The sequence below is a fragment of the Taibaiella koreensis genome, from assembly GCF_003545715.1.
GTDB lineage: Bacteria > Bacteroidota > Bacteroidia > Chitinophagales > Chitinophagaceae > Taibaiella > Taibaiella koreensis.
In genome coordinates this window covers 21,768-36,587 of record NZ_QVNU01000012.1, presented here as the reverse complement: position 1 = coordinate 36,587, position 14,820 = coordinate 21,768, and the positions used below count along the sequence as shown (strand labels likewise).

General features: G+C 50.0%; 15 protein-coding genes and 4 tRNA genes. 10 read left to right on the top strand and 9 right to left on the bottom strand.

Going from position 1 to position 14,820, the window contains the following annotated elements; genetic code table 11:
- Positions 1-211: 211 nt before the first annotated feature.
- Genes DZK30_RS25185 through DZK30_RS25165 form a run of 5 tightly spaced genes read right to left on the bottom strand, consistent with a single transcriptional unit; the run spans position 212 to position 4,725 of the window.
- Positions 212-712, bottom strand: a complete 501-nt coding sequence (locus DZK30_RS25185) for an SRPBCC family protein (protein WP_118976972.1) — start codon at positions 710-712, stop codon at positions 212-214.
- 31 nt (positions 713-743) lie between these two features.
- Entirely contained in the window at positions 744-1,769 is a 1,026-nt protein-coding gene (locus tag DZK30_RS25180; protein WP_118976971.1) for an AAA family ATPase, read from the bottom strand.
- Positions 1,759-2,949, bottom strand: a complete 1,191-nt coding sequence (locus DZK30_RS25175) for a DUF4350 domain-containing protein (RefSeq protein ID WP_118976970.1) — start codon at positions 2,947-2,949, stop codon at positions 1,759-1,761. The genes DZK30_RS25180 and DZK30_RS25175 overlap by 11 nt, the downstream gene beginning before the upstream one ends.
- 23 nt (positions 2,950-2,972) lie before the next feature.
- Positions 2,973-3,881: a DUF4129 domain-containing protein gene (locus DZK30_RS25170; RefSeq protein WP_118976969.1), complete on the bottom strand. Its 909-nt coding sequence runs from the start codon at positions 3,879-3,881 to the stop codon at positions 2,973-2,975.
- A gap of 58 nt (positions 3,882-3,939) precedes the next feature.
- On the bottom strand, positions 3,940-4,725 hold the full coding sequence (locus DZK30_RS25165; protein WP_118976968.1) for a queuosine precursor transporter: 786 nt from the start codon (positions 4,723-4,725) through the stop codon (positions 3,940-3,942).
- Positions 4,726-4,961: 236 nt separating this feature from the next.
- Here DZK30_RS25165 and DZK30_RS25160 point away from each other — a divergent pair.
- The 8 genes from DZK30_RS25160 (at position 4,962) to DZK30_RS25125 (ending at position 8,364) form a co-directional block, all read left to right on the top strand.
- Positions 4,962-5,034 (top strand) — tRNA-Thr (locus DZK30_RS25160).
- A gap of 79 nt (positions 5,035-5,113) precedes the next feature.
- Positions 5,114-5,196 (top strand) — tRNA-Tyr (locus tag DZK30_RS25155).
- Between the two features lie 43 nt (positions 5,197-5,239).
- A tRNA-Gly gene (locus DZK30_RS25150) sits at positions 5,240-5,312 on the top strand.
- An 83-nt stretch (positions 5,313-5,395) separates the two neighbouring features.
- A tRNA-Thr gene (locus DZK30_RS25145) sits at positions 5,396-5,467 on the top strand.
- Between the two features lie 63 nt (positions 5,468-5,530).
- Complete coding sequence (gene tuf / locus DZK30_RS25140) at positions 5,531-6,718, top strand: elongation factor Tu (RefSeq protein ID WP_118976967.1); 1,188 nt, start codon at positions 5,531-5,533, stop codon at positions 6,716-6,718.
- A 231-nt stretch (positions 6,719-6,949) separates the two neighbouring features.
- The gene (locus DZK30_RS25135) at positions 6,950-7,210 is read left to right on the top strand and encodes a hypothetical protein (protein WP_118976966.1); all 261 of its coding nucleotides are present in this window, start codon (positions 6,950-6,952) and stop codon (positions 7,208-7,210) included.
- Positions 7,211-7,217: 7 nt separating this feature from the next.
- Positions 7,218-7,724, top strand: coding sequence for a hypothetical protein (locus tag DZK30_RS25130; protein WP_162903459.1), 507 nt, complete (start codon positions 7,218-7,220; stop codon positions 7,722-7,724).
- A 91-nt stretch (positions 7,725-7,815) separates the two neighbouring features.
- Positions 7,816-8,364: a hypothetical protein gene (locus tag DZK30_RS25125; RefSeq protein WP_118976964.1), complete on the top strand. Its 549-nt coding sequence runs from the start codon at positions 7,816-7,818 to the stop codon at positions 8,362-8,364.
- 283 nt (positions 8,365-8,647) lie between these two features.
- Here the strand turns inward: DZK30_RS25125 and DZK30_RS25120 are convergent, their stop codons facing one another.
- Positions 8,648-9,076: an SRPBCC family protein gene (locus DZK30_RS25120; RefSeq protein WP_118976963.1), complete on the bottom strand. Its 429-nt coding sequence runs from the start codon at positions 9,074-9,076 to the stop codon at positions 8,648-8,650.
- Positions 9,077-9,371: 295 nt separating this feature from the next.
- Here DZK30_RS25120 and aspS point away from each other — a divergent pair, with 295 nt between their 5' ends.
- Positions 9,372-11,177, top strand: a complete 1,806-nt coding sequence (gene aspS / locus DZK30_RS25115) for an aspartate--tRNA ligase (protein ID WP_118976962.1) — start codon at positions 9,372-9,374, stop codon at positions 11,175-11,177.
- A 591-nt stretch (positions 11,178-11,768) separates the two neighbouring features.
- On the opposite strand, the gene DZK30_RS25110 is transcribed toward aspS, so the two are convergent.
- Entirely contained in the window at positions 11,769-12,287 is a 519-nt protein-coding gene (locus DZK30_RS25110) for a hypothetical protein (protein ID WP_118976961.1), read from the bottom strand.
- Between the two features lie 411 nt (positions 12,288-12,698).
- On the opposite strand from DZK30_RS25110, the gene DZK30_RS25105 reads away from it, so the two are divergent.
- On the top strand, positions 12,699-13,769 hold the full coding sequence (locus DZK30_RS25105; RefSeq protein WP_162903458.1) for an alpha/beta hydrolase family protein: 1,071 nt from the start codon (positions 12,699-12,701) through the stop codon (positions 13,767-13,769).
- An 8-nt stretch (positions 13,770-13,777) separates the two neighbouring features.
- Here the strand turns inward: DZK30_RS25105 and DZK30_RS25100 are convergent, their stop codons facing one another.
- Positions 13,778-14,230, bottom strand: coding sequence for a nuclear transport factor 2 family protein (locus tag DZK30_RS25100; RefSeq protein WP_205529568.1), 453 nt, complete (start codon positions 14,228-14,230; stop codon positions 13,778-13,780).
- Positions 14,227-14,592, bottom strand: a complete 366-nt coding sequence (locus tag DZK30_RS25095) for a hypothetical protein (protein WP_240432993.1) — start codon at positions 14,590-14,592, stop codon at positions 14,227-14,229. The genes DZK30_RS25100 and DZK30_RS25095 overlap by 4 nt, the downstream gene beginning before the upstream one ends.
- Positions 14,593-14,820: the final 228 nt, after the last annotated feature.

The following is a 14,820-nucleotide window of genomic DNA, read 5'->3' as shown; positions in this document are numbered from 1 at the left end:
ATTTCGAGCGATTGTTGCAGCAGTGCGTCTATGGATTATTATGGCCTTACCATCGTTCATTATACTTGCTCGCGACATGTTACATAGTGCGAACGGCTTATGTTGTTCTGCTATACTGCCTGCACAGGCCGCTATAAAAAAAGCTGCAAACACACCAGTGTGTTTGCAGCGCTTATGCCAGCTTGCTGGCAACGGGGGCTAATGATGCAGATCAGGAGTTGATCATACTGCGCAGCTTCTCATTCTTGTTACGGAGATCAATACCGCCTTCAAGCACGGATTTGAGATTGGCAAAATAGAAAGTCCAGCCTGTTTGGCAGCCTATATGATAATATTGCTTGCCTTTTTCATCGACGGGTATTTTTTCCTGTCGCAGCTCGATCACATTCTCGCCTTCCACTTCTTTTACACTTACGGTACAGGTGCCTGCCTTTCCAAAGGTGAACCGGAATACCGAGCCATCGGCTTCGAGCACTTCGCCGTACTCGACGCTGTTGTCGTCGTAACCATGCCAAAGCCATTTGTAAGTGTCGCCTTTCTGTATCTTTTCAAAACGACCGCGCACTTCGCCTGCAGGGTTGGTAAATTCGGCCAGGCGCAGGAACCAGAGCTCCAGCATTTCCTGGCTGGTCCAGGCTTCATAGAGCGCTTCCCGGGAAGCCCGGACATCGATACGGACCGTAAAAGTGGACCAGTCAAAGTGATCTGCCATGATGATTTTTTATTGGTTTAGCGGTTTTACATTATCTCGGTACTTCCTGGCGGGAGATCAGCTCTTTCAACACATCATCTGGCGTAGCGCCTTCCATTTCGCGTTCGGGAGTGAGGGCGATGCGGTGACGCAGCACAGACGGTGCTACATACAGGATATCTTCCGGGGTAACGAAATCCCGGCCACGCAGTACAGCTATTGCCTTGGCAGCATTCATCAGGGCCAGTGAGGCCCTGGGTGAGGCGCCCAGGTACAGCGACCGGTCACTTCGCGTGGCCACAGTAAGCCTGGCCATGAACTCGATCAATTTGGTCTCAATATGTACCTGCTGCACCAGCGCACGGCACTCGGCCAATTGCTGGCGGCTGATTACCGGCTGTAAAGTATCGAGTAGTGTGCTGCCTTTCTGCTCGTGGCGCTCGGTAAGGATCCGGGTCTCTTCTTCGATGGAGGGATAGCCGACATTGATCTTGAACAGGAAGCGATCCAGCTGTGCTTCCGGCAGCCGGTAAGTACCTTCATGCTCCACGGGGTTTTGTGTGGCCAGCACTACGAAGGGCGGATCCATTTTGTAGGTGGTGCCATCTACGGTCACCTGGCGCTCTTCCATCACCTCAAACAGCGCTGCTTGTGTTTTGGCGGGGGCGCGGTTGATCTCATCGATCAGCACCACATTACTGAATACCGGTCCATGCTTAAAGGTAAACCGGGCTTCCTGCGGATTAAACACACTGGTACCCACCACATCGGAAGGCATCAGGTCGGGGGTAAACTGGATACGGCTGAAGCCGGCGTCTACCAGGCGTGCCAGGGTTTTTGCCATCAGTGTTTTAGCCACACCCGGCACACCCTCGATCAGCACATGCCCGTCGGCAAGCAGGGCTGCCAGCAGCAGCTCGATGGTCTCGTGCTGCCCCACAATGATACGTGCCGAGGCTTCTTTGATACGGTCGGTAATATCCTGTACCGGCTGTATGTTTATCCGGCTTTGGAAAAGCGCGTCGCCCGTAGCTGGTTTACTGTTTTCCCCTTCGTGCCATTCGTTGTTATTTTCCATGATAAAATTCCTGGATTTGATTGTATAAGGTATAGAGAAATGCTTCGTCGGTCTTGGCGCCGGCCTGTACTTCCCTGATATAATGAACTAAAGTGTCGGTCTGTGCGATGCCTTTACCCGATTTGGCTGCCAGGTTCCTGATGAAGTCCTGGTCGAGCAGATTGGTATTGAGGTAATAATGGTTACGTACGAAATCAAGAAAATGCTGTACCATTTTTTCCGCCAGGTTGGTATGATCCTTCTTATTGAAATACAGGCGGCCGATCGTCTCTACGAAAGCTACCGACGCATTCTCGACGGGCGGGATTACCGGTATCACCTGCTGCCGCCGCTTCATTTCGAACAGAACAAAGATAAAAAGGGCCAGGAAAGTGAGCAGCAAGGCGGTACGGGTCGCTTTGTTGCGCCAGAGCACGCCCCAGTCGGAATAGGAAACATCGCGGTAATTGAACGAGCACAGGTAAACATTACTGTACTTGCCTGGCAGGTAGCTGAACAAGGCATCGAGGTACCTGTGGTTTTCACCTTGCAGCAAAAAATGGTTGGTAAAAGCTACCGGTGCGGCATGCAGGATCATCCTGCCTTCACCGATGGCGAACATGATACAATCGGGCTGCTTTTGCTCATTAAGTCCCAGGGTGAAGAAAGGCGCCGTCACGGTATCGCTGCTGCTAAACACCGACAATATATCACGGTCATGATAGCTGTAAGCAAAGCTTTGCGCCTGGTTGCTCTTGTCTTTGAGGTAGATAAGCTGCCGTTTTTTCCCGCTGAGCGAACTTTCAGAAGTTTGCTCAAGCCGGAGCCGGTCCAGGAAAGCATCGTCAAAGCGGGCAGCGCTGAGCACGACCTGGTGCCCGGCTTCTACGAACGCCAGCAGCGAGTCGACTTCATCGGTAGCGAACTGCAGCCTGAGCCCCACCATCATCAGCAACGACTTTCCTTTGTTTCTTCTCAGCTGGTAACCCAGGTTGGTCAGCCGGGAACTACTTTTCAGGCGCTCGGTGCTGGCGCCCGGAAACAGGGAGGGCAGGCTGTTGTAAGCGAGGTACAGGCTATAGGGATTCTTACTCACCTGGTCAAAGTCGGCATACCAATAGGTAGGCTTGTCTTTCCTGCTGCATCCGGCCAGGAGCAGCAGAAGGGTAGGGAACAATAAGGTAATTCGGTTCAGGCGCATAATCTCGGTAGCCCTTGTTCTGGTCAGGGGTGCAAGTCCTTCTTTAATCCGTTGATCTCTTGATAATAAGCTTCAAACCGGTCTTTAGCCACCGGCAGGCCGCCATACCAGGCATATTCATACCCTCTTGTCAGTTGCAGGAATGGGCGATGCAACCTGGTGCCCGACAATTCATAAGCGTACTGGTAATTTGTCTTCGCAGTCTGGAAGGCGATCAGCTCTTTCTCCTGTAGCAAGTGCAGCAGATAGCGGTAGCTATGGCGCACAGCCAGCCGGTAATTGCCTGCTGCTGCTGCATCCTGTATCGCCTGTTCCCAACTGAGCGGGACATAATCGTCGGCCAGCTCATTGTCCGCATCCTGCGGTACCTTCTTATCTTTAGGTGCAAAGAAAATATTGCCTTTTAGCTGGATCACCCGTATTACAATCACGATCACGATAAGGGCAACCAGGCAAATGATGAGCACCTTGCCGGCGCCGGAGGACAGGAAGCGGAACAGACTTTCGAAAAAACGGAACCACCAGGAATCATTGGTCCGGGCTTGTTCTTTGGGTTTAGTCTCAGGGTCAGAATACCGGAAATCCTTATCCTGTGTCAGTTGTTGCCATTTTTGCTCGTTAATTGCCCTTCTCTGCCAGGGAAGGGGCTGACGCAATTCTGAAAAAACGGTATAGGATGTCTTCTCTTCCGGCGGCGGCTCATCGGTATAGTGGTTGTCGTCTGTGGCTACCGGCGCCGGTGCTGCGTACTGAATACTATCGGGCTCCTGTGTTTCTGTGGCACTGGCCGAAGCAGCGTTTTGATCATAAGATTGGTTCTCGTAGTCCTGGTAGCTTTTTGCACCGGAACTGTCTTGCGCCGTCAGGGAGCTGCAGGGCTGCAGGCACAGGAGCAATAGCAACAGGTATAAGGGTTTCCGGCGGGGGTACATAAACGGATTAAAGGTAAAGAAGGGAAATAAGCTGGCAAAAAATGTTTTACGGACCTGCTCAGACCGCTTCTTTTCCCATAGCAGCCAGCTTCATCTCCATAGCTTTTTCTTTGCCTACATACCGTTCAATGCCATACTCCAGCAGGTAGATCAGGGGTGTGAGGAGAATGGCCATGACTACCTTATAGGAATAGTTGACCATACAGATAGCGAGCACCCTTTGCCAGCTCCATCCGTTGCCGATTTTGAAGGCGATAAACAATACAATGAAGCTGTCGACCAGCTGCGATACCAGTGTGGACCCTGTGGCCCGCAGCCAGACCCGCTTTTCCCCGGTATGTTTCTTGATGCGGTGAAATACCACCACATCGACGATCTGGCTGATAAGGAAAGCCACGATGCTGGCAAAGATGATCCACATGCCCTGGCCGAAAACGGCCGAGAAGCCTCTTTGCATATCGGGTACGCCCTCAGCCGCTTTGCTGCCGACCCAGAAATCCTGGTCGGCGGGTACGCTCATGGCTACATAGAACATCAGGAAGGCATAGGCGATCAGCACCACTGCTGTATACGAGATCCGCTTGACTGCCCTGGGGCCAAAATATTCGTTCACGATATCGGTGAGGATAAATTCAAGCGGCCACAGCAATACACCGCAGGTGAGGGTATAGGAGAGGCCCGGCTCACCGAAAAGGGAAAAATGGGTAACCTGCAGGCCCAGAAAGCGTTCCAGCGAAAACAGCTTGCCGCCGATACATTCGGCAATGAGCGCATTGGCGACAAAAAAAGAAGTAAGCGCCAGGAAGAGTTTGTAAGGTTTATCCGAAAGTATTTTATGGATCATAGCTTAAGAATGGAGCGTCCAAAAATACGCTTACTTTTGTGAAAAGAACGATGGTCCTGTGGGTGCCGAAAGCAGCATGAGAAGGGGATCTTATAGTGGAAATTTTTTTTTGAAAAAAACCAACAACTTGTTTGTTAATTCGAAATACATCCCTACCTTTGCAATCCCAAAGCAAACGGGACCTACGGCACCGGATGATTTTTAGGGAGTTAAGTTCTTTGCAACGATAATAAAAGGCCACTTTAGCTCAGCTGGTAGAGCAACTGATTTGTAATCAGTAGGTCGCTGGTTCGATCCCGGCAAGTGGCTCTTTTCTTAATTTTTGATTCTTGATTTCTGGTTTTGGACTCCGGTCCTGGTTTTGAAATCTATCATTGAAAATTTATCTGGGTAGTTGGCCGAGTGGTTAAAGGCGGCAGACTGTAAATCTGCTCACTCACGTGTACGGAGGTTCGAATCCTTCACTGCCCACTTTATTTTATTGATAAGCGCAGGGTGTTTATACTGCGTGTATGCGGAAGTAGCTCAATTGGTAGAGCGATAGCCTTCCAAGCTATAGGTTGCGAGTTCGAGACTCGTCTTCCGCTCAGAATCAAATTTTGAATTGATAAATGGTTGCCGTTGTGGATTACAGCAATGAAGCAGGACCAGCCATTTAACAATTCAAAATGCTGTTGTAGCTCAGTGGTAGAGCACTTCCTTGGTAAGGAAGAGGTCGGCAGTTCAATCCTGCTCAACAGCTCATAGACGTAAATATTTTTTACAACTATAAATTAAATAAAAATTTCTTTTAAAAAGAATAACAATGGCAAAAGAGACCTTTAAGAGGGAGAAACCCCACGTAAACATTGGTACCATTGGTCACGTCGATCATGGTAAAACTACATTGACTGCCGCTATTACCAACGTTTTGGCTAATAAAGGTTTGGCAGAGAAGAAAGATTATGACGCGATCGATAACGCTCCCGAAGAAAGAGAGCGTGGTATCACCATTAATACTGCACACGTAGAATATCAAACTGCTAATCGTCACTATGCGCACGTTGACTGTCCTGGTCACGCCGACTATGTGAAGAATATGATTACCGGTGCTGCCCAGATGGACGGTGCTATCCTGGTGGTAGCCGCTACTGATGGTCCCATGCCCCAGACTAAGGAGCACATCCTGCTGGCCCGCCAGGTAGGTGTACCCCGTATGGTTGTTTTCATGAACAAAGTTGACCTGGTTGATGATCCTGAGATCCTTGAGCTGGTTGAGCTGGAAGTTCGCGAATTGCTGAGCAAAAACGGTTTCGACGGTGACAATACCCCCATCATCCAGGGTTCTGCTCTGGCTGGTCTGAACGGTGAAGCTGATGGTGTTAAAGCTATCGAAGACCTGATGAACGCAGTTGATGAGTACATTCCGCTGCCTCCCCGTCCGATCGATCAGCCTTTCCTGATGTCTGTAGAAGACGTATTCACTATCACTGGTCGTGGTACTGTTGCTACAGGTCGTATCGAGCGTGGTATCATTACTGTAGGTGACAACGTTGAGATCGTTGGTTTTAACGATGCTCCCCTGACTTCTACCTGTACTGGTGTTGAGATGTTCAAGAAACTTCTCGATCGTGGTGAAGCTGGTGACAACGCTGGTCTGCTGCTGCGTGGTATCGATAAGAAAGATATCCGTCGTGGTATGGTTATCTGCGCTCCCAAATCTATTACACCGCACACTGAATTCAAAGGCGAAGTTTACGTACTGGGTAAAGACGAAGGTGGCCGTCACACGCCTTTCTTCAACAAATACCGTCCTCAGTTCTACTTCCGTACTACTGACGTAACCGGTGAGTGTATGCTGCCCGAAGGCGTTGAAATGGTAATGCCTGGTGACAACGTTAACCTGTCTGTGAAGTTGATCGCACCTATCGCGATGGACAAAGGTCTGAAGTTCGCTATCCGTGAAGGTGGCCGTACTGTAGGCGCTGGTCAGGTAACTGAAATCCTGAAATAAGCATTGCTTCGGCAATCCAATTCATAAAAAGTCCCGGTTCATCCGGGACTTTTTCTTTTACCACACACTTAAGATTTATTTGAGTATGCGGATATAGGAAACAAAGCCGGTCCTTGAGCCTGTCGAAAAGACAACGATGATGCTTCGACAAGCTCAGCAACCGTTATTTAGAAGCAAAAATTGTATCCTGTTTCCTATAATCCGGATAGTCACTTTATACTAATTTGCAGCATGGAACAAATGACCACCCAGCTGATCACGGCTGTATCGCTGACCGAGGATAAAGGATTGCAGAAAGACCGCCAATATCTGTTTTCCCTACAGGTGTCCCGCGAAGGCATTATCCGCATTATCACTACCGACGATATCGAAGTGTATTATGGCAGTGTCCACGATTTTCTTATCTCCTGGTCGAAGATCAGCAGTCTGGGCTGGGCCAACGACAAAGAGACTTTTCAGAAAATGCTGGAGGAGCTCAAAGGCAATGACTGAGATAAAAATGAAGAGATCTCTCTGGAGTCGCTTCAAGCATGCAATGGCTTATTTATGGGGAATCCAGCCACCGCCAACGAGAAAAGATGAGGAGCTGGGCCTTATGATCTATAGGGAACACCGGCGCGATACCCGGAAAAGCTACTGGAAATGTTATATCCCACAACAGCCTTATATGTCTGCAGGTGACGACTATAGCCGCCGGATTACCCTGCGTATAATGTCAGGGAAAGCAGGGCCAACTGCAACGCAGAGGGCATTTTACCAACAGATAATGGAACGGCATGAAGCCATGCTGCCGGATTGGGTTGCGATGATCGAGCGTGAAGGCCGGGAGCAGCATAAAGATCTTTGGGGTACGGCAAACAGATGGAATGTTACAACGTTTGTGATACCTTTCCTGGTGGAGCAGCCCGTCTTGTGGGAGATATGGTTGAGAACAAAAGATGAGGTATGGGAAGCTACCGTATCGATGCAGGATTGGGATATTGTTTCGGTATTTTGTGAACGTTAAAGGAACAAGGCCCGGCTGCATGCATTAGGACAATCCTAACCACATGTGGCAGGTGTTACCGCAATGATATAGTAATTTCACCACCGGAAAAATGAAGCTGCAAGACCGGCGTGTAGAACGGATACTAAAGGAAAAGGGGCTACAAGATGCCGAAGTCTTCCATGGGCCGAAAAAGGTACTGTGGCTGTTTCTAGCATTGGTGATCGTCGGTGGCGCCGGGATTATTATACCGTTCTTTGCCTGGGCCGGATGGTATGTCATACCCTTCCCGCTCTTGTACCTGGCTGCCGGCTTTGTGATCAGCGGTCGTTATTTTAACAGCATCGCCGTAACGGATAAAGAGCTGATCATTATCAATCCCAATTTCCTTTTCAGAAAATATACGGCATTCCCGCTTGATGAAATAAGGCTTGTGGTTATGGGATCCAGGCCCGATAGGGTAGCGACCTTCTTTTGTTTGCTGGCCTGTAATTATATCGAAGTCGGTACCGACAGCGATATCAGGCTGTTTTTCTGCATGGGCCTTGATGAGCACGATGGCTATGGCGATGAAGGCTTTACCGAGAAAACGCTGGAGGACCTCGCCTATGTGTTGCAGCGAAAAAACATTACTGTGCAAACGGCATTTGAAGCAGATTGAATGATCCGTTTTATGACGCACAAAGTTTGCAAAGGCACCATTTTTCATTTCCCACAATCTTTCCGCTTCATCCTTTAAAATACCCGGGAGGCCGCTTAGCTGGGCGGCCCCGCGGGTATTTAAAAATATGGACTATCCGCATGTAGGAAACCAATTCATTCCGGTCCTTGAGCCCGGTCGAAAGGACAACGATGCGATGGTGCTTCGACAGGCTCAGCAACCGTAAGGGAACGCAGAATGATTCAATGTTTCCTACGTACGGCTAGTTAGTTTAAAAATATTGTCAGGCTTGCTCCACAAAGGCTTTAAGGTTCTTGCCAATGAGCTCGGTCCAGCCGGCCGCAAAGCTTTCCTTGGCAAAGTCCGGATGCCGTGGGAAGGTATCGAGCCCCTCATGGGTAAGCCGGAGCCGCGTTTGCGCTCCCTCTTCAAACAGCTCAAAGGTCACTAACGAGCTGCCTTCATAGTTTTCATAAGCCCAGCTATAGCTCAGCTTTTTATTAGGAATGGCTTCCCGAACCTCGCAGTGGTGGATGTACTGCTCGCCTTTATGCCCCTGGCCTGGGAAGCTGAAAGTAAAGCCTGGCCTGGCTTCGAAGGCCGACAGGTCGAAGTACCACTGCTTCATCTTGTCTTTGTCGGTAATGGCCTGCCATACCTTTGCTATAGGTGCTTTATAGGTCCTTTCGATTACAAAGGGTTCATGTGACATGTTGATCGTTTTAGGGATGAAAGAAGAATGTAAATATGTAACTAATCGGTTACAAATATATGGGTAACTATCCGGTTACGCAAAATTTTAGGAGAAATTTTCAAAAGACCTGGCTGGCGGCTTGTGCAGATGGCAGTAAGGGGTTACCAAAAATCTTCGCCAATTCATTATCTTCGCAGCCCGGAAGCGCAGTCCTGTAGCAATTTCCCACGTGCAGGCAAAAGTGTTATCCTATAACAACATCCAACAACTAATGTCTGGTATCTAAAGTCTAATATCTAACGTCTCATATCTAATGTACCGTACACACCATTGCGGCGAGCTCCGCAGCGAACATATCCAATCGACCGTAACCCTTGCCGGATGGGTGCAGACCGTGCGTAAATTCGGCAGCATTACCTTTGTCGACCTTCGCGACCGTTATGGCATTACCCAGCTGTACTTCAATGAAGGACTTACCCCACGATTGGATGAACAGCCCCTGGGTCGCGAGTTTGTAGTACAGGCTACCGGCAAGGTGATCGAACGTGCCAGCAAGAATGCAAAAATCCCTACCGGCGATATCGAGATAGAAGTGTCGGAATACACGATCCTGAACAGATCGGCTGTACCGCCATTCACTATTGAAGAAGAAACCGATGGCGGAGAAGAGCTCCGTATGAAGTACCGCTACCTGGACCTCCGGCGCCCGGTGCTCCAGCGCAATATAGCGCTGCGTTACAGCGTAAACCGTTCGGCGCGCAACTATATGGATGCCCAGGGCTTTTACGATATTGAAACACCTTTCCTCATCCGTTCCACACCGGAAGGAGCACGCGATTTCATCGTGCCTTCCCGCATGAATGAAGGACAGTTCTATGCCTTGCCGCAAAGCCCGCAAACGTTTAAGCAATTGTTGATGGTGAGCGGCTACGACCGGTACTACCAGATCGTAAAGTGTTTCCGCGACGAGGATCTTCGCGCCGACAGGCAACCGGAGTTTACCCAGATCGATTGCGAGATGTCTTTTGTAGAGCAGGAAGATGTGTTACAGATGTTTGAAGGTCTTACCAAGCACATCTTTCGCGATGTGAAGGGTATCGATTTCCAGGAGCCATTCCCGCGCATGACCTGGGCAGAGGCCATGAAATACTACGGCAACGATAAGCCCGACCTGCGTTTCGGCATGCAGCTCGCGGAGCTGAAGGCGCCGGCCGGCCTGCTGAACGAGCACGATGAAGCCGTCGATCTTGTTGGCGGCGCCGATTTCAAAGTAATGGATGAGGCGGAATACGTGGTAGCCATTGCCGCCAAAGGCTGCAGCGAGTATACCCGTAAGCAACTGGATGAGCTGACGGAATGGGTAAAGCGCCCACAGATAGGTATGACGGGCCTGATGTATATTAAATACAATGCTGACGGCAGCCTGAAAAGCTCAGTAGATAAGTTTTATAACGAGGAAAGGCTGACGCAGTGGGCACAGCGTACCGATGCCCGCCCAGGCGACCTCATCCTGGTGCTGGCCGGCCCGGCCACGCGTACCCGCAAAGCCATGAGTGAATTACGGCTGGAGATGGGTAATCGTATGGGCTTGCGTAACCGTGACGAATACAAGCCGCTGTGGGTCCTGGATTTCCCCTTGCTGGAATTTGCGGAGAATAATGAAGATGGCGGCGGCGCCGGGCGCTGGGTAGCGCGGCACCATCCCTTTACCTCGCCCAAGCCCGACCAGATCGAGTGGATGCAGGACAAAGGCCGTTATCCTTACATACAGGCCAATGCCTACGACCTGGTGCTGAATGGTACCGAAGTGGGTGGCGGCTCTATCCGTATTCACCAGCGCGACCTGCAGCTGAAGATGTTCGAAGCACTGGGTATCGATGCCCATGAGGCCCAGGAAAAATTCGGCTTCCTGCTGGGCGCTTTTGAGTATGGCGCGCCGCCGCACGGCGGACTGGCACTGGGTTTTGACCGCTTATGCGCCTTGCTGGGCGGCGATGAGACCATCAGGGATTACATCGCTTTCCCCAAGAACAACGCCGGCCGCGATGTGATGCTGGATGCCCCCTCGGCTGTGAATCCCGTACAGCTGGACGAGCTGAAACTGCGGGTGGTTGAATAGGAAGAGGCTGTTTTGACGCGGAAGCGGCGGTAGCTGGATAAAAGCGATAATGCAGGGAGATACGAGTGAAGCCGGGATATACCGGGCGACGCGCTCGGAAATGACATTTACCGCAATTGAAGAAGAAGGTCGCCATGTTACACGCAAAGGACACAAAGGAAGAGCGTGAAATGCTTGCAGCTGGTTAACAACGGACCTTAATCAGCTGCATCTGCTCGGGGACAGTATCTTGAGTTAACAATAGGTATTTAGATGCTTCCATGGCGCCGCAGATGTCAGCATGATAATGCTATGTTTATGGTTTGGGCTAACGTAACTGTAAACTCGCCATTGTCATCCTGATACGGAGCTTGCGCAGCTTGCAAAGTGAAGGATCTCTTCCCGTTGAAAGGATATTTACACAGGTCCTAGCGGGACGAAACTTTGAAATGCTAATACCTCATTTCTTGTCTAAACGACATTGAAATACCATTACGAAATAGCCCGAAGTCGTCATCTGACAGACTTTGGGCTATTTTCTGTTTGTGACCGTTGTCTGTATGCTCGACGATTACCGGCCAGTGTTTCCAATATCCGTATAGCCAAAAAACATTATTGTCCGGGTGCTGCCATTACGGGACCCGGTTGTTCCTCCAGCTTGAAATCATCGGTCTCAAACTGCGTCACCATATAGCTGTTCCCGATTTTTCGTTTAAGCGTCTCTATGGCGGGAGCCTGGTTGTTATATTGTTTGAAGTAAAGATTGCTGGGCGGTACCAACATGACTATATCTTCGGCTGATGCTGTTTCGGGCGGATTGATCTCGTAAGTGCCCTCGGCCCTGAGCATGCTACTCTTTGTCTGGACATTCAGCCGGAACCTGCGGGCATCGATAAAATGGACCTGGACAGTTGCTATTGTTGTCTTGTCCATCCGGTGAAACTTAAGGATCGTCCTGTCGCCGGAAGTGTCGACGGCCAGGCGCCACAGGGTACCGCTAAGCCCATTATCGGGCATGCTGATCCGTGGCGGTTCTATAGGCTCCGGCGGTTTTAGAGGCGGCTGCTTTTTCTGTGCGGATACGCTAAACGACAAGAACAAAGCAAAAAGAATGAGTAAGGGCTGTTTCATACAATCAAATTATCAGCAAGGATAGGCTTTCAGGGCAAGAATAATAGTACCAATTGTCTATCTGCCACAAGATAAAGAAAATGTGCTCGGGATAAACCGACAAGCGTATTGAGTATTGGGTATTGAGTATTGGGTATTGGGTATTGAGTATTGGGTATTGGGTATTGAGTATTGGGTATTGGGTATTGAGTATTGGGTATCGAGTATTGCGTATTGAGTATTGGGTATTGGAATTTGCCCCATCTATTGTCAACTGCCAACTATTTCATTGAATATTGGTATTTGAATTTCCGGTATTGCGTATTGAAATCTTCCCCATCTATTGCCAACTGCCAACTATTCTACCAATATACAGGTCGCCGGAAAAGCTTAATTTAACGCATTCATTCTCCTAAGAAAATCTGTATGTTTATGGCATCAATGTCCCGCGCCGCCAGAGCCTGTTCTCTGCTTTTCTTTTTTCTTCGCGCCATCTTGGGCGACGGCGTCGTGATGGGACAAGACAGCAGCCTGCCTTACCGGGAGCAGGACCTGAACTTCACTTATCATGGCGACTCTTTGTTTGGAAAGCTGATCACGCCGCTTGTTCCTAAGGAAAAGATGCCTGTTATCGTTTTCGTGCACGGATCCGGACCCGAAGATTACAGCTCATCGGAGAACTACCGCTATTTATGGGAAGCCTTTACTGCTAAGGGTTTTGCCTGCTATTCCTGGAACCGGCCGGGTGTGGCGCCTTCAGGAGGGCAGTGGTACCGCATGTCGGTGCAGGACCGGGCAGAAGAGGTGATCCGGGCGATCGAGCGGCTGAAACAATGCCCCATAGTGGATACAGCAAAGGTGGGACTATGGGGGATCAGCCAGGCAGGTTGGGTAATTCCTAAGGTTGCCAGGGAAAGCACACCGGCATTTGTGATCACGGTTTCTTCCCCGGTAACTACGGCTTTTGAGCAGGAGTGCTACAGGGTAACATCAGGAATGAAGGCTGCTGGTTTTTCGCGAAGCGAGCGGCAGAAAGCGATGGCCTACAACAAGGCTTTGCGGGAAATGATACAGGCCAAGGCGCCTTATGCGCAATTCAAGGCGCTGCAGGAGCGTACGGCAAAAGAAACATGGCAGGACTATGTGATAGGGGGCGATGAGATGGTGTATGCTTATTTAAGCATCGTATTGTCGCAGGACGACGCGCCGGACCTGAGCAGTCTCCGTTGCCCGGTATTGGCTATCTGGGGGGCCAACGACCTGGTGGTGCCGCCGCAAAGCAGTGCCAGGACCTATAAAGAGGCTTTGGCGCGAACCGGTAACGATCATGTGCTGATCCGGATCATTCCCGATGCAGACCACACCCTTACTTTTAACCACAGCGGCACAGGCGCCGAAACCATTAAGCGGAGAGAAGCCTATAAGGATACGCCTGCAGCCATTTTCGCACCGGGTTATGTTCCGTTGATGACGGAGTGGCTCACCGGACTGCATCTACGATAGGCCCGGGCTTAATCGCTCGCTTGCCCTATGTCGAGCCGGGTTATTTTTCCCTGGTCGTTGATATGGAATTTAAAATAGGCATTAAAGTCGCCCCATTGCTCGGTGTGGAAAGGACCGTAAATGTCGCGGCCCTCGTTAGCTACTTTGTCGATGTCGGTAAACCGTTCGTGTCCGCAGGCCTCTGCCACAAAGCGCCTGAAATCCCTGGGATGGCCATCGTCAAACAGCTGCGCCTCCGGCGCAAAAAAGGAAAGAAAGGTGGGACCATCGCCCTTTTGCCAGGCATCAAGCGCTGCCCTGGCTGTACTATCAGTTACTTTCTGGATATCCATTGTTCCGGTTTTTTGTTCTTGTTCTTTTGCCTGAGCGCCGGTATCATCCTTTGCACTACAAGCACCGGCAACAGCGCAATACAGGCTACCGGCCAGGAGGGGTATAAGGAAACGGCGCCGTAGGCTCATTTTTTTAAAGGGTATTGCAGGTAAATGATCACGAGGTTCAGCAAAAAGAAAGGCAGCTCAATGGCCACGCCTTTAAGGTTACGGTCCAGCAACTGAAAGCAGATGATAAGTAGGATACCTGCCGCCATTAGAAAATTGCCCCATACAAATGTCCGGGGAAAAAGAATAAGCAAAGCCGCTATAAGGGTAACGATACCCGTGATGGCGACGCCAGCCTTGCCAATACCCCATTTGCCGAAAAGCGTCAGCATCTCGGGCCGGCCGGCGAGCATGGCATATCCTTGTTTTAAACCCATACCTACCGCAACGAGGATCAGCAGGGCATTGATGATCTTGAGCACCATTGTCATCAGTTTTGACATGTCTAAAATAAGTCATTTTTATGACATGCCTTCCCGGAAGCAGAAGACCAGTTCGTCTCCCGGTGCTCCGGTCGCAGGTTTATCACAATGAATAGGGAATGACATATTGGGCCTTTGTTCTTCTAATAATGTTTGCGATAAAATAAGTCCTGAATTTTTGTAACTTCAGCCCTTGACACTAATCATGGGAAACAACTTTATTATTTATTTGCTATTGATCATCTTCAT